The sequence below is a fragment of the Mesorhizobium sp. M0571 genome, assembly GCF_040320985.1.
GTDB lineage: Bacteria > Pseudomonadota > Alphaproteobacteria > Rhizobiales > Rhizobiaceae > Mesorhizobium.
The window spans coordinates 1-19,611 of sequence record NZ_JAMYQT010000073.1 but is presented as its reverse complement, the minus strand read 5'-3'; the positions used below and the strand labels follow the sequence as shown (position 1 = coordinate 19,611).

The following is a 19,611-nucleotide window of genomic DNA, read 5'->3' as shown; positions in this document are numbered from 1 at the left end:
TTTTGCCGTCTGCTCCCACGTAGGCCCTCCGTCTCTCGCGATCGGGGGGATTCTTCGCACAGTCACCTCATGCCCCGCACGAGGGGAGCGGCGTGGCGCTTACGGTAAAGACACTACTTCGATTCAATAACCCCGTTCGAGGTCGATTTTGTTGGACAGCGGCTCTCCTCTTGCAACTTGACCGCAGAGATCGGCGACCTGGTCGATTCCAGAATCCACCCAGAAGCTCGCGACATGAGGTGTGATGGTCACCCTGGGATGAGTCCACAAGGGCGATGAAGCCTCCAGCGGTTCACGCTCAAACACGTCAAGACAAGCACCAGAAAGCTGACCTTCGTCGAGAGCGCGGATCAGGTCGGCTTCGTTGACATGCGCGCCCCTGCCGACATTCACAAGGTAGGCACCTCGCTTCATTTTTCCAAAGGCACTGGAGTTCAGTATCCCACGAGTGTCACCAGTCAGGGGCAGTGAACAGATAACGTAGTCCCGACTTGTGAGTGCGTCCGCAAGCTGGGCACGGCCAAAGTAACTGTGTATACCAGGAAGCGTCTTTTGATGACGAGACCAGACTGCTGTGTCGTAGCCCAAGTCCGCAAACAGCTTTGCGGCCCAGCCACCGATCCGGCCCGCACCCAGCACAACAATTCTTGTCTCGGAGATCTTCCGCGGCGCGATCGGATTCCACAACTTGCGGGCTTGTAGACTCACGTAATCCGCAACATGCCGTTGCTGACAGAGAACGCGAAGGACGATGTACTGCACCACTTCCGAAGCCTGCTCACGCGTTGCGAGCCTGATGAGCTGAACACTCTTGGGAAAGCTCTGAAGATCAATACCCTCGACACCGGCTCCCAAATAGACGACGGCGCTTAGCCCCGTCATGGCATCAAAAAAGCCAGGACTGGCGCCCTTGTCGATCAGCACAATATCTATGTCACTTTTGTTCCCGGCGTCTGGCCAAAGCCTGAACTCCAGCTGCGGCACACGGGTTTTCAGCTCAGCAGCCCATACTTGTGCATCAATGTAGTCAGGATACTCATTGACCATCAGAACGGTAATGGGCTCGCCTAACACTTCGCCCCTCCCAGATTCAGGTAATCAGGCATCCACCGGATTACCGGTCTGTTGAGACTGAGGTTTGCGCAAACTGGCACCAGTTGCAAGACCAGACCCCGGCAAAAATGGCGTTGGTGATCCGCCAAAGCCGTGATGTCTGCCCGTTGCTGGCCGAGGATGTCGATTTCGCTTTCCTCAAGGCATAGCTCTCCCCTGGATTTGCTGGAACGCATGCAACCGGGCCGGTCACGCCGGTGACGGATGGGGCGATGGCCGGAGTTCCGCGATCAGCCGCAGGATGTCGGTGAAGAGTTGCCTCGGGATAGCGACCTCCGCATCTGGAAGGCGACATAACGCCCATGGCTGATAACCTCGGCACCGATCTTGATGAGCTTCTTTGTGAGCTGGTCAGTGGTGCCAGAACATCCTTCCTGTTGTCGGCACTGTGGACGTTGCCGGGACGCAGGGCACGGCGTTCGAGGTCACCTAACTGGTTGAATTCCACGCATCCCTCTTCTGGGATAGAGATTCTTGCAAAAGCCTATTTCGGCAGATGCTGCGATCAGGTTGATCGATATTTTTTCACTGGAGGCTATGAGAGAACCAGAAAACACCTAATCTGTGCTTTTCTTATATGGGCCACGCTTGCCTGGCTTTGGTGCTATGGCGCCCATCTTTTTGCAAATATCGTCCATTGATCAGAGAGTTTGCGAAAGACCGTTCACCTTACAATATGAAGCGCGGGCCTCCCTGTTTGACCTCCCGCGCCATGGGGGCCGAGCATTTTTGAACCGTACATACGCTCAAACTCGGCCTCAGAAATGTACAGCGCTTTCGCCAATTCCCTATCAGAATATCCCAATACATTCTTGTGGTAATCCACAAGCTTATTTACCTTAATCGGATATTCCTTGGGAGGTTCATACGGTTCATTCTTTCTATATCCAAGCTTGCTCATCTGTATAAAGAACGATTTCTTTTGATATGGCGTTACATAGTTCAAACGGTCTGCCCTCATGACTATGGAGGACATTGAGACCTTCCAATATTTCTTCATATTGGCAATTTGTCGGAATTCAAATTTGGTCAACTGAGACCGAATGGATTTCGCCGGCAAAAGGAATGCCCCGGCAAACTGGTCGGCTTCTTGTTCCATGACCTCATCATCCAAAAATGTGGTCGTATGCAAAACCATGTGCGCAAGTTCGTGGCAGAGGGTATGCCGTATCCGATCTGCGGGAGCATTTATGTTCACGAAGAATAGTACCGGAAGGCCATCAATCCGCTGGCTGACAGCGTCGATCAAGTCGCTATCAAAATTACATGGGATCACGATGCCTCCGTGGTCCTCGATCAAAGCGGTAACATTTTCAACGGGACCATCCGGCAGCATCCAGGCTTCGCGCAAGTGCCGAGCAGCATCTTCAATGCTGAAAGCGCGAGAAGTCGAGCCCTGATATTCATCCCGATCAATCTCCGGAATGAAGCCGTTCGTTTTGACACCACCGGATTTTAGGAGGATGCCGAGTTGGATGCGGCGGATATTCATTTCCGCGATCATCTTGTCGAGCGGCTTTTGGCCGAGCTTTTTCCGCCTTCTGTAATGGAAGGGCGGCATGCCGTACGGGCGGCCAGTCTCGAAAAAGAAATCGGGCTCATAGCCGAGGGTGCCGGCAAGGGCGACCACAAAGTCCTCTGGCGCAGCCATCAAGCCGGCCTCGATTTTTGAAATCGTGCCTTGGGCCACGCCCATCCTGTCGGCAAGCACAGACTGATTAATCCCGCGAGAATCGCGAGCGAGCGCCATCATGTGGCGATTAAAAAGTTCAATCTGCTGCATTTTAGAACCGGCGCTGCCGGGTAACCTCATGCCAAGCAGTTTCGTCGGCTGCTCTCGATTCAAACGGAACAATCGCTGCACACCACATCGCGCCCTTATTCGTTGGCAACGATATCTGCGACCGCATGAACCCCGTGCCAGTGGCGTCAAGAAGATAGCCGGCGGTCAGCCTCGTTGGCATGGGGGTCAGCCCAGGCAGTTCGTCACCGTCATCAAATGCAACGGCTTGGGGTGTTGGATAGTTGGACGACACGCCATCTTCGTCCGTCTTCTTAAAACGTATGACTGAATTGGCGGTCTCAATTAGCCATAGATTTTGCCCCCGGATTTCCATGTGCCGGACATTTGGCAAGTCATCCAGAGTTCTGTGAGCTTCCGCCAAAGTGTGCCGAAAGGTGCAGTGAGCCTGAGTGCTGGCGTCGTGGTCCAAGACAATCTCAGGCGCATAACGCTCATAGGTCGTGTGGCCATGCCGCAGGATGGCGTCGATACAGTCCAGATATGGCGACAGCCGATCCATGATGATGCCGATATCAATTTCCACGGGCCAATCTCTCCTGCCTGATTCTGTTTGGCAGGATACATCACCGCGCGACGAAAATGAAGAAAATTATTCCGAAAATTATTCCTAGCGCCTACCCATCGCTTTTCCGCAGCCTTTTTGGCGATCTCAGCGCGACGCTCTGGCGTCATATTCTCGGCCCGCTTCTTGCCGCCTTTCGCGCCCCGCGCTTTCGCGGCAGGTCTTTGCCGTCACGTCGTCGGCTTCCTCGTCAGTGGCAATGCGCATGACGCGAACGGCATTGCCGATGTTGCGGCGGAGCGCTTCTGGCCTTTAGGTCCGGTTGGCATTCCTAGTTCTCCGCATGGCTAAAGACGACAGCGCCGTTGTCCTTACGAACTTCAACGGACACGATTCCATCGTCTCCCTTTCGGGTTTGGAACATGGAGGTTGCATGATCTTTCGCGGTCTTCTCGTCGTCGAAGATCACCTTGTCGACGATGCCCTGCCTTCCATACCAGATGACAGTGTAGACCATTGTTGCTGCCATGCGTTCCGCTAAGCATATAGGCGTTTATGGGGCAAACGAGATAGGCGTTTCCGCGTATTTCAAACTGAGACACTACCGAGCAGGGTGAAGAGTTGCGCGAATATGAAGCAGCGCGCCCGCCCCTCATCCGCCTGCCGGCACCTTCTCCCCGTACAGAGACGGGGCGAAGGGCTCCCCCACCCAACCGTTTCTTAATGTGTTTTCGCTACACCCAGCCCCTGTAAATTGGCGGAAAACGGAGAGTATTGGGTGCGCTTTTCCGCGGCGACGACAGCCGGGCGGTTCCTGCCGCAGCGCCTTGCGCTGCGCATGAGGCCGCTGCTTGGCCTGATCGATGCCGTGCTGTTCACCGCCGGCGAGCGCGGCGAGGCCGGCCGCATGTCGCTGATCGCCTTTTCGGTCCGCATCGTCAGCGCCGTCATCGCCTTCGTCAGCCAGGTCTTGATGGCGCGCTGGATGGGCTCGTTCGAATACGGCATTTTCGTCCTCGTCTGGGTGACCATGGTCATCGTCGGCAATCTCGCCTGCCTCGGTTTCCACACCTCGGTCATCCGCTTCATACCCGAATATCGCGAGCGCGGCATGATGGCCGAATTGCGCGGCATCGTGCGGGCCAGCCGGCTGTTCGTGCTGATTGCCTCCACGGCGATCGCCGGCCTCGGCGCGCTCGCCGTCTGGCTGCTGTCGCCCTTTATCGAAGCCTATTATGTCGTGCCGTTCATCCTCGGCATCATCTGCCTGCCGATGATCGCCATGTCCGACCTTCTGCAAGGGCTGGCGCGGGCCAATTCCTGGGCGCTGTTTGCGCTGTCGCCGACATTCCTGGTGCGGCCGGTGCTGATCCTGGCGTTCATGGCGCTGATGCTGCTGGTGGGCTATGCGCCCGACGCCAGAACGGCGATCTTCGCGGCGATCGCCGCCACCTATGCCACCACGCTCGGTCAGCTCGTCGGCGTGACGTCGCGCATGGACAAAAGGATCCCGGCCGGGCCGATGAAGCTGCATTTCGGCCAATGGTTCATCGTGTCGCTGCCGATCTTCCTGGTCGAGAGCTTCTTCTTCCTGCTCACCAATGCCGACGTGCTGATGGTCGGCGCCTATCTCGATCCCAACGACGTCGCCGTCTATTTCGCCACGGTCAAGACGCTGGCGCTGGTGCATTTCGTCTATTTCGCGGTCAAGGCCGGCGTCGCCCAGCGCTATGCGCAGTTCACCCATGGCGAGCCGCAGAAGCTCGCCGCCTTTGCCCGCGAGACGGTGTCGTGGACCTTCTGGCCGTCGCTGGCGATGGCGCTGCTGGTGCTGGCGCTGGGCGAGCCGATGCTGACCTTGTTCGGTCCCGAATTTTCCGCCGGCTATCCGCTGCTGTTTTTGCTGGTGTTCGGCGTCGTCGCGCGGGCCGCCGTCGGCCCCTGCGAAAGCCTGCTCACCATGAGCGGCAACCAGAATATCTGCGCCGCCGTCTACGCCATGACGCTGGCCTTCAACATCGCCCTCAACGTCGTGCTGATCCCGCTCTTCGGCCTGTGGGGCGCGGCGATGGCCACCGCTTTCGCCATGATCTTCGAGGCGAGCGCGCTGTCCTTCACGGTCTGGCGCAAGCTCGGCATCGTCATGGTCATTTTCGTACCCGCCAAAGGAGCCGCCTGATGGCTGCCGTCCCCTTGCTCGAGGAAACCAGCGGTGGCCCGGCCGGCGCCATGGTGTCCGGCCTGGCCGGGCTTGCCCGCGAAGCCGATCCCGCCCATATCGAGATCCTCGCCAACAACCGGCCCGAGCGCAAGCTCGCCATCTATCCGGCCTCCGCCGGCTTCGACCTGGTCGAGGAGCTCGACTATCTCTGCACCCGCACGATCGAGCCCAATGTCTTCTTCAATCCGCGCTTCCTGGCGCCGGCAATGCCCAGGCTGGAGGACCGCGAGGTGCGGCTGGCCGTCATCCGCGACGGCGACCAGTATCGCAACCGGCTGCGCCTGCTGGTGCCGTTCTCGGTCGAGCGGCCGGCGATGCCGCTCGGCGTTCCCGTCATGCGCACCTGGTCAAGCCCGTTCGGCCCGATCGGCACGCCGCTGGTCGACCGCGACGATCCGATCGGCGTCATCGAGGATTTCTTCTCGATGCTGTCGCGGCCGCATCTCAAGCTGCCGAAAGTCTTCGTGCTGCCCGATATTCGGCTGGACGGCCCGGTGGCGAGCCTGCTCGCCAGCGTCGCCGAGACGCGCGGCCTGACGCTGGTCACCACCGGCAAGGCCGACCGCCCGGTGCTCGAAAGCGCGCTCGACGGCGAAGACTATCTGAAAACCTCGCTGCGCGCGCACCATTATCGCGAATTCCGCCGCCTGAAGCGCCGCCTCGCCGACCTCGGCCGGCTGGAACATCATGTTGCACGGGGGCCGGACGAGATCCGCCATGCCATCGAAAATTTCCTGACGCTGGAAGCTGCCGGCTGGAAAGGCCGCGAGCGCACCGCCATGGCCATCGACCGCTACCGCGCCGCCTTCGCCCGCGAGGCGGTGCATCGGCTGGCCGAGCAGGATCTCTGCCGCATCCATTCGCTGACGCTCGACGGCCGCACCATCGCCTGCCTGGTCGTCTTCGTCGAGGCCGGCGTCGCCTACACCTGGAAGACCGCCTATGACGAGACGCTCGCCGCCTATTCGCCGGGCACGCTGCTGATGATCGAGGTGACCAGGCAGCATCTCGACGACCCAAACATCATGATGACCGATTCCTGCGCCGTGCCCGACCATCCGGTGATGAGCCGGCTGTGGACGGAACGCAAGCCGATGGGCACGCTGGTGATCGGGCTGACGCCGGATGCTGACCGCCCCGCCCGCCAGGCAGCCTCGCAGCTTCACCTCTACCGCGAGACCCGCAACATGGCCCGCCTGCTGCGCAACCGGATGAAGAGCCTGTTACGGCGGCGGTAGGAGTATTCGCCTAAATCGCGTCTGCCGGCGCGAAGAAGCAGTTTTCGTGTTCTTCGGTCGGATGAAGGCAGATGTGAAAATTGTCGTCGCCGGAGGGAATTACGCTATCGTAGGGGACAAAATATCGGTCCTGATGAGTGACCTTCTGATGGTCGCCTGGCCGCAAAACGATCACATAGCCATCTGGCCGCGGTGTGACGGTTATGCTGGGAATCTTGCCGCACTCTCCTGTCAGCGGATCGCCGTGACAGCAGGCCGGTGGATAGGTCCAACCGCCATCGGAACTATGCGCAAATGCCGAAACACTCCCAAGTGCTGCAGCCGTGGCGATCACGCCTGCCAAGCTGGCCTCCATCCATCGTTTTCCGACCGCGTGCACCCGAACGGCTCCAAACGCCAATGACACTTGCGGCAATCATATATCATTAGCGCACACTAATATAGTGAAGCGGGCGTTTCCCGATACCCTTTCGAGGCGTAGGCAATGCTGCTTCCCGGCTGCGGCCAAATCAATGTCCAGCAAAATAACGCCGAGGCCCAACCTGTTCTGGTTTCTGTCCGTCTGGGGTCTTCCCGCGCCATGGGCTGGGCCTGCTCGGGCCTAGGTCGTCAGGGTTAATTCTCCCGATCAGCGGAAAGGATTAGCATCGACGCAGTCCCAATAGGGATGAGGCGATCAATTTCGGCCGCGCGTAGCATCATTGCCGCCTCGGTCTTGCACGGCCAGAAGAAAAAATCTGGGAGGAATGCATGATGAAAACAACTCACCTCAGGCGTATCGGTATCGTCGCCTTGGCAGGTCTCATTGGCGCGTGTCTGAACGCCGCCACTCCTCGGGCCGCCGAACCCGACAAGGCCGAGATCGATGCCCTGCGTCAATCGCTGTCCAGGTATGAGGACTACAAGGTTGCCATTCGCGAGCTTTATCTATCGACGGTTGGATGCGTCTTCTACAGCGGCGAAAAGGTAGAAGGGGCGATGGACTACCCGAAGGGCGCGATGGGCATCCATTTCGTCAACGTCACGACTATCGGCCCGACCGCGGATCCGACGCGTCCCAATGTGCTGATCTATGAGCCGGTCGGCGGCGACTTGCGCCTGGTCGGCGCGGAATGGCTCGTGCCCTTGACGCCCGACACCAAGGAGCCGCCGAAGCTCTTCGGACAGACGTTCCAGGGACCGATGGAGGGGCATTATCCGCTCATCCCGAAGGAGTTCCACCACTACGATCTTCACGCCTGGCTGTTCAAGGACAACCCGCTCGGAATGTTCAGCCCGACGAACCCGGACGTGAAATGCGACAATTATGCGTTTCCGATGCCGGAGCAGCCCACCAAGATGGTGCCGGGGCCGATGTAACAGCGGCTCAGGCTACGATCCGAGCTTACCAGGAAGGGCAGCCGGACCTCAAAGACGTTATCCCAGAGGACGCTCCTGGGATAACGTCCAACCAAACTCTCGAGGTTCCCCGGAAGAAAACGGTGCCCCCAGCCGGGTCGAACCGGCGACGCGTCGGCAGCCTAGGGCAATTTACCATAGGCGAGATGCCCGGGACGAGGCGGATTGCCGCGCGCATCCATTCTGCGATGGGTCTGGCACTTTCATCGGGAACCTTTCTCAAGGGACATGGTTCCGGATGTGCGGCGAAAGCATGCTGCTCCTATTCCTGCTGTCGCCAAGGAGATTCGCCATGACGCTTCGCGAGTTGTTGGATCAAGTAAAGGACCTGCCACCGGACACCTTGGTCAGTGCCGCCGAAATCGATGAAGCCTTTGGAGTCAATGTTGTTGGCGTTGAAGTCGTCGACGGCGCCAAAATCCAAAGCCGCAAACCAGATGGCACCGAAGCTGTCGAACTCGCAAACGGGACCGAGAAAGTCATCGTCATCCGCTGGTGAAACCATGGAAGTTGCGTTCAACAGCATGATTTTCCTCTCTACTGGGTGGCGCTGAATTGCGAATGCTGGCAGCGCAACGATGGCGCCGATCGCCTATGACTTGGCGGGCATGGCTTGGACGAAAGCCGCCATCTGGCGTTCGAGCGCCTTGAACGCGCTGCCGCGCCAGCTCTCGGCCATGGAGGCCGATTTTGGATCAGGGAAAATTTCCTCCTCCCCCCGCTCCATGCCGTCCAGGATACCTTTCGCGACGCTCTCCGCGGAGCTCTTCGGTATGTCGGCGTCTCTGCTCATGTCGGTGTCTATGGGACCGGACAGGACTGCATGAACGCTCACGCCACGAGCGCCGGCGAGAGCACGTAGCGATTGCGTCATGGAGAACGCGGCAGCCTTCGACAGCGAGTATGACGGAATAATCGGAAACGGAACGAGAGCCGCTTCTGATAGGATGTTAACCACGGCGCCTTGCGAATGCGTGAGCAGCGGCAGGAATGCGTGGGTTACGCCATGCACGCCGAGCAGGTTGACGGCGAGGTGTCGCTCGAGCGCAGCACGATCGCCAAGGTCGTCGTAGAGCCCGATGCCAGCGTTGTTGATGAGGATGTCGAGAGACCCGATCCGCTCGACAGCCGCCCCAATCTGCGCCGCATCGGTCACGTCCAGGATCAGCGACGTGACGCGCCGATCTGCGTGGGCGTGCGGTTTGCGCGCGCCGGCATAGACCCGCTTCGCACCCCGTTTCAATATTTCCTCGACCAGCGCCTTGCCGAGGCCGCGATTGGCCCCGGTCACGAGAACCGCTTTGTCTGTGACTTCCAACCCCCAGATTCGTAGTTCGAATCTCTGAAGAATGTTGGCGCCTCGCCGCGATTCGAACGCGAGGCCTTCGCTTTCGGAGGGCGCATGTGACGTTGCCGATGCCCGAGGAGCCGGGTTTAATTCAAACCGCCTGACTGCCGAATGCCATTGATTTAAGAAGTGGTGCGGGTGGTCGGGCTCGAACCGACACTCCTTTCGGAACTGGATTTTGAATCCAGCGCGTCTACCAATTCCACCACACCCGCATCCAGCCACCAAATCCGTTTCGCGGCCCCTTCAGTGGGGATCCCGCGACTCCGTGTGGCTCCTCGACCGCGTATGCCACAACGTATTCCATGAAGTCCAGAGTGTTTTCGCGACGAATTTCGTGCTATTTGCTCGCTCAAAGCAAAACGAAGTTACCTAGCCGTTTGGCACCAACTCCGTTCATAACCGACGGCGAGCCGCGCATCGCAAGCTCCCAGATCTCGACTAGATCGACAGATTGTCAGAACACCAACAATCTCGTTTTAACACAAACAAACTTGCTGGCGGCGATGACGGCCAGGTTTCTGACATGTTCGCCGTCGATTGATTGGCTTGGAGATTGCATTTTGTTGGCGCCGCCGCGATCTTGTTCGGCTCGTCCTTCCCGGCTGCCACCAAATCAGGAATGGCTCGGCGCGCGGAGCGATTGAGACAGCAACCCGTGGGTTCGACATTATCCAGCTGGTCAAATTGTGGGGCTCGGGATCAACTCACGTGATCCTTCCCTTATGGTCGAACAAAGATGATCGACAATGGGTCACCGTGGCCCGTTCCAGAACGCGCTTTTCACCTGACTCGGCTCCAATCGAGCACCACAAAGGGTTCATCGATCTCTCTGTTGATCAGCGCATTGTAGACGGCGGAGGGATCTCCGGGATGTAGGCTGCGCACGAGGCGATCGAGGGGAACGCGGCCCTCGGACAGCCATTTCAACGCCTTGGCCAAGCCGGAATAGGTGCTGTGCGGCGCGTTGTTGTATCCGTCGTATAGTTCTTCCCACACAAAGCCGCGCGAGAGCAGAGGAACCTCCCACTCCCAGCCGCTGCGTAAGATGACATAGTTGAAGAACACAGCGTGAAGAATCTCGTGGGCGAGCGCACCGGTATGAGGCTTCCACGGCACGCCTACCAGCACGACTTCGCCACGCTTGCGCACCACTTTGCAGCCGTCAAGCACGGCCTGTTCATGTCCCGAGCAATCGATCACCAGCGCGACCTTGCCCGCATAGGCCGGGTCACCAATCGGAACAGCTGAAAGCGTGTCGGCAATGCCTGAGTTGATGGCCTGGACGCGCCGTCGTTCGTCAGGTTCGACAAGGGTCACCTCGTATCCGGAAATTCGACACTGATGTGCCGCCAGATAGCCTACAGGGCCTGCCCCGCAGACGATAACTCTGTCCCCGGGCCGTGCCGCGGTCGTCATCAATGTGGTCATCGATACGCCCATGAGACGGGCAACAACCGCCGTTTCAGGCGACACGCCGTCGGGTAATTTCAGCAGGTAGCGGGCGTCGGTCTTCTGAGTGGAGCGATGCGCGCCCATGCACAGCAGCCTATCGCCCGGATTGATGCCGGAGACGGCCGCCCCGATGTCCTCGGCCTCGAATACGGCCGCGTAACCGGGGCGAACCGGGAAATCGCCGGCATCGGCCCATGCGAGTTCCGTGCCAGGACTGACCAGGGTCGCGAGCGTGCGGCCACGGACCTCGTTCGGCGCAGCCGGCGCATCGTCGTAGTCCAGCAGTTCGAATTTTCGCCTTCCGGTGAAAACGATCTCGCGCCCCATGGCGTCCTCCAGAAGAATCGATAGCGTTGGCGAGGCTCAAGGCCGAATGGCTAGGCCCCTTTGCGTGTCGAAAATGTGCAGTTTGTCAGGATCAAAAACGATGCGAACGCTCTTTTGCCCGTCGTCTGGCCAACGCCGGAATTTGCACCACCATTTCCTGACCGCCGACCTTGACATTGAGGAGCGCCTCGGTGCCCAGATACTCGACGACCTCGATCGCTGCGTCGTAGCCGTTTCCGGGTGTATTGCCGTTCCCCAGGCCGACATCGGATGGGCGCACGCCGATCGTGACGCGCTGCGTCGGCTTCAGGGCGGTGGCCATCACATCAGGCGCCTGTATCCGCAGCGACCCGGAAACCAGCACCGGCTCGCCGTCAGCCGTCTCGACCGTCGCCGGAAGAGGGTTCATCGACGGACTGCCGATAAAGCTCGCGACGAACAGATTATGCGGCTGCGTGAACACCATTTCCGGCGACCCAACCTGCTCGATGTAACCGTCCTTCATGATGACGATCCTGTCGGCGAGGGTCATCGCCTCGATCTGGTCGTGCGTCACATAAAGAACGGTAAGTAGCCGTCGTTCCATGATGGAATCTCTTTTTGCACGGGATTAGACGGGATTGCGCGCAGGTCCGTCGGCATATATCCCGACCCGAGCACCACCGTGTTCGGATGACGGATGCCCCATGTCAGCCTGCGACTTTGGTCAGGCGATGCAGGGCGAAATCGGCGAAATAGTCACCGACGCCTCTCGCCTGGAAGCGCTGCATCGCAGCGCCGTCCATATGGGCGCGCCACTCAGCTTCGCTTTCCCATGTCTCGACGAAGATGCGGATCCGGCCATCATCAAGCGACTGATGCAGTTCGTAGCGCAGGCAGCCGTCTTCGAGCAGCGTCTCTGCGACCAGCTTTTCCTGGGCGGCGCCGAGCGCCGCCTCCTTGCCCGGTTTGGCTGTGGTGATGGCAATGACGGTAAGCGGTGACTGTGACATCGAAAACCTCTCTCAGGCGATGGTGTTGATGAGGCCGCCCTCGGCGCGCAGGGCGGCGCCGTTGGTGGCCGATGAGCGTGGGCTGGCGAGATATGCGACGAGGCTGGCGACCTCTTCCGCTTCCACCATGCGCTGCAGGATCGAAGACGAGCGCGCGGTGGCGAAGAATTCGGCCTCGATTTGCTTGATCGGTGCGGACGGGTCGCCCGCCTGGCTGCGCAGGAAAGTCTCGATGCCGTCCGAACGGGTCGGCCCCGGCATCACCGCGTTGACCGTGACGTTGGTGCCGCGCGTAAGTTGTGCCAACCCGCGCGATATCGAGAGCTGCGCCGTCTTGGTGGTCGCGTAGTGGATCATGTCGGCCGGGACGGCGAGACCGGATTCGCTGGAGATGAAGATGATCCGGCCCCAGCTCCGCTCCAGCATGCCCGGCAGATAGGCGCGAGACAGGCGCACGCCGCTCATCACGTTGATATCGAACAGATGGTTCCAGTCCGCGTCGGTGATATCGCCAAACTGCTTGCTCTCGTAGATGCCAAGATTGTTGACGAGGATATCAATCGCTGGCGCGGCCTTGGCGATGAGGGATGCGCCCTCGGCGCTGGCGGCGTCGGCCAGGATGCCGCTGACGGCCTTGTCGCCTGACGCCTTGACGGTGGCGATCGCCGCATCGAGCTTCGCCCGGTCGCGGCCGGTGATGATGACGATTGCGCCTTCGAGCGCGAGTGCGCGGGCGATTTCGAGCCCGATGCCGGCAGTGGCGCCGGTGACAAGGGCGGTCTTGCCCCTCAGTTGCAGGTCCATGGAACGTCTCCAGATTGTGTCTGGAGGCAATCTATGATTTGAGAGTCAGGAGAACTATTGCCAATACAGGATATGCACCTGTGAATGAAGATCATCAATGCCGCGCATACTGATGGAACGGTCAGGCGAGATGGAGGTGTTCGCCCGCGTGGTGCAGGAGGGCGGCTTCTCCGCGGCGGCGCGCAAGCTCGACATTACACCGTCGGCGGTGAGCAAGCTGATCGCCCGGCTGGAAGCGCGCCTCGGCACGCGCCTTCTGTTGCGCACGACGCGTGCCATCAGGTTGACCGAGGAAGGCGAGGCCTATCATCATGCCGCGCTGAGGATCTTGCAGGATCTGAACGACGCCGATCAGGAGGCGTCTGGCGGGGCGGTTCGGGGGCGGCTGCGGGTCAACACCACGATCCCCTTCGGCACCATGTTCGTTGCCCCGGTTATGCCGGCCTTCCTCGCACGCAACCCCGACCTCGTCGTCGACCTGAGCTTCATGGATGGGATCGTCGATCTCGTCGCGGAGAAGACCGATGTCGCCATCCGCATGGGCAATTTAGCGGACAGCGGTCTGATTGCTAGGAAACTCGGGCACAGCCGGCGCGTCGTATGCGCCGCTCCACACTACATCGCGCGTCATGGCAGGCCTGCGACGCCGGCCGATCTCGAACGCCACGACTGCCTGACATTCAACTTTCGCCGCACCCGGCCATCCTGGCCCTTCCGCTTCGAAGGCAGGGATATCGGCCAATCAGTTACGGGAAGCCTCGTGGTGAACAATGGCGAGACCATGAAGCAGATGGTACTTGCCGGCGCCGGCATTGCACGGCTGGGCCTTTTCCATGTCGCCGCCGAAATAGCCGAGGGAAGGCTCGTGCCACTACTCGAAGATTGCAATCCAGGCGACCTCGAACTGGTCCATGCCATCTATGTCGGCGGCGGACCGCTGCCACACCGCGTACGTGCCTTCATTGAATATATGGTCGAGGTGCTGGACGAAACGCCCCTCCTGAAGGGGATATAGGAGCGGCGCGTCAATATTCGGGTTGTTCAGTCGTGACAGGTCGAAGCCTGATAATCGAGAACGCACCCGATGCTTTCCAGATGCATCAGTGAATCGGCACGGAAGGTTGATCCCTCGGCCCAAAGGCAACAAGTTCGTGACTTTGCTAACAATTTCGCAATCGGGGTGGCGTCAGCATCGGCGGCGATCGTGACTACGCCTGGTTTTCATTTCATTTATGCAAATCAAGGTTTTATGCAGCAAAGGCAAGGGATCAATCTTCCGTGCTGATTCACAAATGGCTTTTTGTACGCCACTGGCGCCGCGAGCAGTTGTAGACGCGGCTCCTATTCTGCACCCAGACAACTTTGCGAGGCTTTAAGGGATGAAGGTCTTATTTGTTAAGTTTGCGACACTCCGTCGCACGGTAGACAAACCCCTTTTTTAGCTTCTGCCACACCTCGAGATCGTCGAGGACGAGAATGGCTACCTTGGTATCGAACATCCGCTCAGGTCCTGTTTTTCATCGGGACGTTAGACCGCCAGCGCTGCTGTTTTTCCCCGGTGCACGTGCGGGAACAGCGGTCGGTAATGCGGCGAAAAGCTCAATGACGTTCGCCAGGCAGACGTCCATGTAGCCCTTCCATTGGCTCTTCACGAACAGAGTTAGCAGAAACTTGGTGAGACGATTCTTCGCCTGGAAGGTGTAGGTCCACTTCACCCGCGTGCCGCCACTAGCCGGTTCGAACCAGAATTGCCCGCGCGCTTCGGTCATGAGGTGCTTCAGCGCAAAGCTCGGATCACTCACCCGATAGGCGAAGTAGGAGGGCCGGTCGTAGTGCGTCAGGCCCTCGTTCGCGGTGCTGCCGTCCGCCAGATGAACGACCCGGTGGGAGCCGGGACGATCCCACGGACCCGAAATGTCCGAGGTCGACGCAACACCGGGCACCATCCCGTAGCCCGTCAGGATCTTAGGCAGGACGTCTTCGGCCGCAACGAAGTCGAAGACGTCCTGGATCGCGTGCGAGATGAACACCTCTCGCGTGACCGCCACTTTCAGCCGTGCGGCGCGGTGAAGATCAGTATCGTCCGTCATGACATTTCTCCCGAATGGTGTGGCCCTAGAGGTAACAGCACTGCAATGGGCGGCAGCCTGCGTTTTTGAACAGACCGTCCGCCCCTGAGACACGAACGAAGCCCTGAATAGGAAGCTCGAGGCTTCGGCGCCTTGCGCAGTCGCGGCTCGGTTTTCGCGCCTCTACTTGAGGACGGGTTGATCGCCGCCAAAGTATCGTCGAAGCGGTCCTCAGCCTCGGCATTGCGCATGAAGTCGACGCCTTCTACCAAGATCTCGCGCGGCGTGGGCGTCTGTTGGAAGAGCGCGATGACCTGATCGGCGAACGTGTCGAGCGGCATGAAGCGCTCGTTCGTCTTCTGGCCGGGGGTCAGGTCCGTTTGCACGGCGGGCGGAACCAGCTCGATGACCTCGATCTTGCCCTTTAGGACGGCACGGAGGGATTCCGTGTAGCTGTGGATGGCAGCCTTGATCGCCGAATAGGTCGGGGCGATCACCAGCGGCACGAAGGCGAGACCCGAGCTGATATTGACGATGACCGCATTGGGCTGGCGGCCCAGATGCTCGATCAGCGCATTGGTCACCCGAATGGGGCCGAGCAGATTGCTGGTGATGGAGGCCTCCGCATCGCTCAGATCGCGGAATTTATCGAGCGGCCCTTCCATGCGCATGATGCCGGCGCTGTTGAACAGCACGTTGACGCTTGGAAAATCGGTGACGAGCTTCTCGGCAAAAGCCGCGACGCTAGCGGCATCGTCCATATCGAGCGTCAGAGCGTGGATATTCGGCCGATCGCCGATCGCCTTCTCCAACGTTTCGATCCGTCGGCCCGCGATGATTACGGTGTTGCCGAGGTCGTGAAAGCGGTGAGCGAGCGCCTCGCCGATCCCCGTTCCACCGCCGGTGATGAGGATGGTGTTTCCGGTCGTCTGCATGGGATTAATCCTTCTGGGTTTGTACGTTTCAAAACAGGTTGTGGGGGCGGCTCTTGCGTGGATGTCGCTGGTGGCGGAACGCGTGGGGACGTGGTCCCGCTGTTCAGTTGTCGAGGGTCAGAGCTTGCCGTCCGCGAGCATCTCGCGGATGCGCTTCAGCGTGGATAGCAGGGCGCTTTCGCATCGCGCGCCTTCAGCTCAAGGCCTTTCCAGGCTTGCTCACGGGTGAGCTTGGTTTCGCCGTCCGGGTTCACCGGAACGGTGGCGGTCGAATAGATCATGGTTTGTCTCCTTGAATGGGGATGCCGTAGCCCGCGGCGATCAAGCCGTGATCTGGGCGGCGTAATCGCGATAGGAGCGCAGCGGACGGCCCAGCAGGGTAGTCAGCCGATCGACATCGCCGGCGTCCGGGACCATGCCGTCTGTGAGGAAGCGCTCGGCCATCAGGCGCATGTCGAGCGCCATCCAGCTCGGCATGAACTGCCGCAGGTTCTGCTCGAACGCCGCGGTGTCATCGCCCGGGTAGACGATCGGGCGCCCGAGGACGTCCGTCCAGATCGTTGCGGCATCGGCGCCCGTCAGCGTGTCCGGGCCGACCAGGTTGATGCGGTTGAGCGGCAGCGGCGTGGCAGACTGCTCGCGGCGGATCAGCTCGATCGCGGCGATCTCGCCGACGTCGCGCGCGTCGATCATGGCGAGGCCCTTGTTACCGATCGGCATGGGGTAGATGCCGTAGACGCTCACCACGTCCTTGATCGTGATGTCGTTGTCCATGAAGTAGGCCGGGCGCAGGATGGTGGCGTTGAGGCCCATCTGTTCGACCATCCGCTCGACGCCGAACTTGCCTGCGAAGTGCGGCACGTTCACGTACACGTCGCTGTGGATCACCGAGAGGTATACGATCCGCTCGATCTTGACCTGGCGGGCAACGGCCAGCGCGACCAGCGCCTGGGTGTATTCGTCTGCCACTACTGCGTTCAGCAGGAACAGCGTGGACACGCCCGAGAAGGCGCTGCGCAGCGCGTCGACGTCGAGCAGGTCGCCTTGGACGACGTCGACGCTGGCCGGGAAACTCGCCTTGGACGGGTCGCGGACCAGAGCGCGCACATCGGCGCCACGGTTCACGAGTTGTTCGACGACGTTGCGGCCGACATTGCCGGTCGCGCCGGTTACGAGGATGGTCATGGGGATCACTCCGATTTGGGGGCAAAAGACACCCTGTAAATTAGTGATCCACATTCATGGCAATAGACGTTATATTTGGACAGACCGTCTCACGAGTGGAACAAATGGATCTACTTGCTCTCGCTGACTTTAACCTTGTTGCCCGGCACGGCGGGTTCGGACGGGCCGCGCGGGCCGCAGCGCGTCCGAAAGCAACCCTGTCCCGGCGTGTCGCGGAACTGGAAGCCAGCCTCAACCTGCGCCTGTTCGAGCGCGGGGGTCGCGCGCTGAAGCTCACCGAGGAAGGACGGGCGCTCTACGAGCGGACGGGGGCGCTGCTTACCGAGCTCGACGAAACCGCGGCGGCGATCGCCTCGGGTGGGGACCGGCCGCAAGGCCGATTGCGCATCAGTGCACCACTGCTCTTCTCGCAGATTGCAATGGGAAAGCTCGCCGCTGAGTTCGCGGTCAAATACCCAGAAGTGAGGCTGGAAATCACGACCGAAGATCGAGCAGTCGACATGGTAGAGGAAACGTACGACTTGGTGATCCGGGTCAATCCGGAGCCAGATGAAAGTCTTGTCGGACGCATCTTTTTGCGCGACCGGCTGGTGGCTGTGGCGAGTCCGGCCGTGACGCGGCCAAGGGGTAATGTGGTTGTCCCGGCCGTGGTGCGCGGCGCGGGCGATCAGAGTGCTGTCTGGGATTTGACGACATCAGCGGGAAGATCGCGCGTCGCTGTGGATACGATCCTGCGCCTGTCATCAATGATCATGGTGCGCGATGCGGTTCGCGTTGGCGCCGGCGCCGCTCGCCTTCCAATTTCACTCGTAAGTCACGACTTGGCTGCTGGCACACTCGTGCACTGGGGTGATGTGGACGGACCAGAAATAGCCCTATGGACGCTCTATCCGTCACGGCGGCTTTTGAGCGCTCGCGTGTCGGCTTTCCTCGAACATTTGAAGGAAGCTTTTCCGAAGGGAACGCCTGACGAACTGGCGGCCTATATCGGGGCATAAGGCGGCTAACCCTGCCGACGGTCTACGGCACTTGGTGAAACCCCGAAGCAAAGGGGTTCTTGGGAAACTAAGATTTAGGTGACTCGTTGCACCGTTCCGGCGAGTGGCCGTCATTGTTCAAGCGATTAAGCAACGCTTGTATGGCCGGAATGATCACAAACACCATTGCCAGCACGATGACCGGCACGATCACAAGATGGCGCTGCCATATCGGCCAGTTCTCGGCCGACCCCTGCATCAGGTAACTTAGCGCTGTCACAAGTGGATAGACAGCCGCGAACACCAATACGCAGAAGATCAATCGCCAATTTTATACGAATATAACATGCGGGACTCCGTGATTTCTGACCGGAAGCCAGCGTCGTCAGTAATCTGCACTCGGACGTGCCCGAAAGCGGTCGTACCAAGCGTCGAGACGCGGATGAGAATTTCCGAATAGCAGGTCGAACCTCTCGCGTGCTGTCTGAAAGATCGTGAAAGTCGTAAAGTCCGCGATCGTCGGCTCAGCACCAGCTAGGAAAGCGTTCTCCCCGATCTCCTTCTCCAGCACATCGAGAAGTTCCGATACATAGCGATGCGTGCGATCCGCCATCTCCTGGGAAGGAACCGGCTCTTTTGCTGGAAAGGCGTCGGTCCGGTTCCAGAGCCACAACTGACCGCGCGCAATCAGATCATTGCCAAGCCGTTCAAGAGACCGCACCCGTGCACGGGACAGCGGGTCCGAGCCAATCATCGGCCTGTCGGGATAGAGTTCCTCCAGATACTCGACGATCGCCGCCGACTCTGTGATCGCAAGACCTGAGTCGGTCACCAGGATCGGGGCCCGGCCCGCCGGGTTGATGTTCACGTAACGGGCGGAGCGGTGTTCACCGTTCGCATAATCGAGTTCGTAGCGCGGGACGTCGATCCCCTTTTCCGCCAGGTAAATGATGACCCGTCGAGGGTTTGTACCCTTCCGAAACTGATACAGCAGCATTGTTCCAACCATCTCGCAGTTCGATGGTTACGAATGTATACTGTTGCAGAAGCCCGCGGAAGACAGCACATTTCTGTACTTGGGGCACACGGAGGATACTTATGGTCAACACAATCCATGGTCGCAACTACGAGGAAACAGAGCTAGCCCGCTTCTCTCACCGCGCCCAGGCTCGAGCCGCATCTTGACTGGCGCGGGTCGGCGCTGCTCATCCCCGTTTTGAGGACGAGCGCAGCCAGCGCCGCG

The 19,611-nt window shown here is 59.7% G+C and carries 23 protein-coding genes, 1 tRNA gene and 2 pseudogenes; 8 read left to right on the top strand and 18 right to left on the bottom strand.

Going from position 1 to position 19,611, the window contains the following annotated elements; translation table 11 throughout:
* Positions 1–123 precede the first annotated feature (123 nt).
* Together NKI85_RS35035 and NKI85_RS35030 are read right to left on the bottom strand one after the other, a co-directional pair.
* Positions 124–1,074: a 2-hydroxyacid dehydrogenase gene (locus NKI85_RS35035; protein ID WP_352780379.1), complete on the bottom strand. Its 951-nt coding sequence runs from the start codon at positions 1,072–1,074 to the stop codon at positions 124–126.
* A gap of 228 nt (positions 1,075–1,302) precedes the next feature.
* Positions 1,303–1,460, bottom strand: a pseudogene (locus tag NKI85_RS35030) (IS1380-like element ISCARN79 family transposase); the annotation flags it as partial.
* Here NKI85_RS35030 and NKI85_RS35025 point away from each other — a divergent pair.
* The gene (locus NKI85_RS35025; protein WP_352525227.1) at positions 1,416–1,754 is read left to right on the top strand and encodes a hypothetical protein; all 339 of its coding nucleotides are present in this window, start codon (positions 1,416–1,418) and stop codon (positions 1,752–1,754) included. The pseudogene NKI85_RS35030 and the gene NKI85_RS35025 sit on opposite strands and share 45 nt — an antisense overlap.
* A gap of 23 nt (positions 1,755–1,777) precedes the next feature.
* Here the strand turns inward: NKI85_RS35025 and NKI85_RS35020 are convergent, their stop codons facing one another.
* Both NKI85_RS35020 and NKI85_RS35015 read right to left on the bottom strand, forming a co-directional pair.
* Positions 1,778–2,896 carry a helix-turn-helix domain-containing protein gene (locus NKI85_RS35020; protein WP_352524998.1) on the bottom strand — a complete coding sequence of 373 codons (1,119 nt, stop codon included), beginning with the start codon at positions 2,894–2,896 and terminating at the stop codon, positions 1,778–1,780.
* 1 nt (position 2,897) lies between these two features.
* The gene (locus NKI85_RS35015; RefSeq protein ID WP_352524997.1) at positions 2,898–3,440 is read right to left on the bottom strand and encodes a hypothetical protein; all 543 of its coding nucleotides are present in this window, start codon (positions 3,438–3,440) and stop codon (positions 2,898–2,900) included.
* 56 nt (positions 3,441–3,496) lie between these two features.
* Here NKI85_RS35015 and NKI85_RS35010 point away from each other — a divergent pair, with 56 nt between their 5' ends.
* Positions 3,497–3,688 carry a hypothetical protein gene (locus NKI85_RS35010; RefSeq protein WP_352524995.1) on the top strand — a complete coding sequence of 64 codons (192 nt, stop codon included), beginning with the start codon at positions 3,497–3,499 and terminating at the stop codon, positions 3,686–3,688.
* A 62-nt stretch (positions 3,689–3,750) separates the two neighbouring features.
* On the opposite strand, the gene NKI85_RS35005 is transcribed toward NKI85_RS35010, so the two are convergent.
* A complete protein-coding gene (locus NKI85_RS35005) occupies positions 3,751–3,936 on the bottom strand; it encodes a hypothetical protein (RefSeq protein ID WP_031194557.1) in 186 nt (61 codons plus the stop codon).
* A 261-nt stretch (positions 3,937–4,197) separates the two neighbouring features.
* On the opposite strand from NKI85_RS35005, the gene NKI85_RS35000 reads away from it, so the two are divergent.
* Positions 4,198–5,598 carry a lipopolysaccharide biosynthesis protein gene (locus tag NKI85_RS35000; protein WP_352780377.1) on the top strand — a complete coding sequence of 467 codons (1,401 nt, stop codon included), beginning with the start codon at positions 4,198–4,200 and terminating at the stop codon, positions 5,596–5,598.
* A complete protein-coding gene (locus NKI85_RS34995) occupies positions 5,598–6,878 on the top strand; it encodes a GNAT family N-acetyltransferase (protein WP_352524991.1) in 1,281 nt (426 codons plus the stop codon). The genes NKI85_RS35000 and NKI85_RS34995 overlap by 1 nt, the downstream gene beginning before the upstream one ends.
* Positions 6,879–6,888: 10 nt before the next feature.
* On the opposite strand, the gene NKI85_RS34990 is transcribed toward NKI85_RS34995, so the two are convergent.
* Complete coding sequence (locus NKI85_RS34990) at positions 6,889–7,212, bottom strand: hypothetical protein (protein WP_352525213.1); 324 nt, start codon at positions 7,210–7,212, stop codon at positions 6,889–6,891.
* A 416-nt stretch (positions 7,213–7,628) separates the two neighbouring features.
* Here NKI85_RS34990 and NKI85_RS34985 point away from each other — a divergent pair, with 416 nt between their 5' ends.
* Entirely contained in the window at positions 7,629–8,237 is a 609-nt protein-coding gene (locus NKI85_RS34985; RefSeq protein ID WP_352780375.1) for a hypothetical protein, read from the top strand.
* Positions 8,238–8,568: 331 nt separating this feature from the next.
* Positions 8,569–8,775, top strand: a complete 207-nt coding sequence (locus NKI85_RS34980; protein WP_352524988.1) for a sugar phosphorylase — start codon at positions 8,569–8,571, stop codon at positions 8,773–8,775.
* 93 nt (positions 8,776–8,868) lie between these two features.
* Here NKI85_RS34980 and NKI85_RS34975 read toward each other — a convergent pair whose 3' ends face one another.
* From NKI85_RS34975 to NKI85_RS34950, 6 genes are all read right to left on the bottom strand, one after another.
* Positions 8,869–9,567 carry an SDR family NAD(P)-dependent oxidoreductase gene (locus NKI85_RS34975; RefSeq protein WP_352524986.1) on the bottom strand — a complete coding sequence of 233 codons (699 nt, stop codon included), beginning with the start codon at positions 9,565–9,567 and terminating at the stop codon, positions 8,869–8,871.
* 187 nt (positions 9,568–9,754) lie between these two features.
* A tRNA-Leu gene (locus NKI85_RS34970) sits at positions 9,755–9,839 on the bottom strand.
* A gap of 568 nt (positions 9,840–10,407) precedes the next feature.
* The gene (locus NKI85_RS34965) at positions 10,408–11,406 is read right to left on the bottom strand and encodes a zinc-binding dehydrogenase (RefSeq protein WP_352524985.1); all 999 of its coding nucleotides are present in this window, start codon (positions 11,404–11,406) and stop codon (positions 10,408–10,410) included.
* A 91-nt stretch (positions 11,407–11,497) separates the two neighbouring features.
* A complete protein-coding gene (locus NKI85_RS34960; protein WP_352524983.1) occupies positions 11,498–11,938 on the bottom strand; it encodes a TOBE domain-containing protein in 441 nt (146 codons plus the stop codon).
* A 157-nt stretch (positions 11,939–12,095) separates the two neighbouring features.
* A complete protein-coding gene (locus NKI85_RS34955; RefSeq protein ID WP_352524982.1) occupies positions 12,096–12,398 on the bottom strand; it encodes a putative quinol monooxygenase in 303 nt (100 codons plus the stop codon).
* A 12-nt stretch (positions 12,399–12,410) separates the two neighbouring features.
* Complete coding sequence (locus NKI85_RS34950) at positions 12,411–13,202, bottom strand: SDR family NAD(P)-dependent oxidoreductase (RefSeq protein WP_352780373.1); 792 nt, start codon at positions 13,200–13,202, stop codon at positions 12,411–12,413.
* 97 nt (positions 13,203–13,299) lie between these two features.
* Between NKI85_RS34950 and NKI85_RS34945 the strand changes: the two genes are divergently transcribed.
* Entirely contained in the window at positions 13,300–14,217 is a 918-nt protein-coding gene (locus NKI85_RS34945) for a LysR family transcriptional regulator (RefSeq protein ID WP_352780372.1), read from the top strand.
* A gap of 502 nt (positions 14,218–14,719) precedes the next feature.
* Here NKI85_RS34945 and NKI85_RS34940 read toward each other — a convergent pair.
* The 4 genes and pseudogenes from NKI85_RS34940 to NKI85_RS34925 all read right to left on the bottom strand — a co-directional run bounded on the left by NKI85_RS34940 (position 14,720) and on the right by NKI85_RS34925 (position 17,391).
* Positions 14,720–15,292: an SRPBCC family protein gene (locus NKI85_RS34940; protein ID WP_352780371.1), complete on the bottom strand. Its 573-nt coding sequence runs from the start codon at positions 15,290–15,292 to the stop codon at positions 14,720–14,722.
* Positions 15,289–16,206, bottom strand: coding sequence for an SDR family oxidoreductase (locus NKI85_RS34935; protein WP_502900773.1), 918 nt, complete (start codon positions 16,204–16,206; stop codon positions 15,289–15,291). Before NKI85_RS34935 ends, NKI85_RS34940 begins: the two co-directional genes overlap by 4 nt.
* 176 nt (positions 16,207–16,382) lie before the next feature.
* Positions 16,383–16,487: pseudogene (locus tag NKI85_RS34930) on the bottom strand (AtaL-like protein); the annotation flags it as partial.
* A 40-nt stretch (positions 16,488–16,527) separates the two neighbouring features.
* Positions 16,528–17,391, bottom strand: a complete 864-nt coding sequence (locus NKI85_RS34925; RefSeq protein WP_352532257.1) for an SDR family oxidoreductase — start codon at positions 17,389–17,391, stop codon at positions 16,528–16,530.
* A gap of 104 nt (positions 17,392–17,495) precedes the next feature.
* Between NKI85_RS34925 and NKI85_RS34920 the strand changes: the two genes are divergently transcribed.
* Positions 17,496–18,389, top strand: a complete 894-nt coding sequence (locus NKI85_RS34920) for a LysR family transcriptional regulator (RefSeq protein WP_352532255.1) — start codon at positions 17,496–17,498, stop codon at positions 18,387–18,389.
* A 67-nt stretch (positions 18,390–18,456) separates the two neighbouring features.
* Here NKI85_RS34920 and NKI85_RS38090 read toward each other — a convergent pair whose 3' ends face one another.
* Both NKI85_RS38090 and NKI85_RS34915 read right to left on the bottom strand, forming a co-directional pair.
* A complete protein-coding gene (locus NKI85_RS38090; protein WP_502896227.1) occupies positions 18,457–18,672 on the bottom strand; it encodes a hypothetical protein in 216 nt (71 codons plus the stop codon).
* Positions 18,673–18,753: 81 nt separating this feature from the next.
* Positions 18,754–19,365: a glutathione S-transferase family protein gene (locus NKI85_RS34915; protein ID WP_352532253.1), complete on the bottom strand. Its 612-nt coding sequence runs from the start codon at positions 19,363–19,365 to the stop codon at positions 18,754–18,756.
* Between the last annotated feature and the right edge of the window lie 246 nt (positions 19,366–19,611).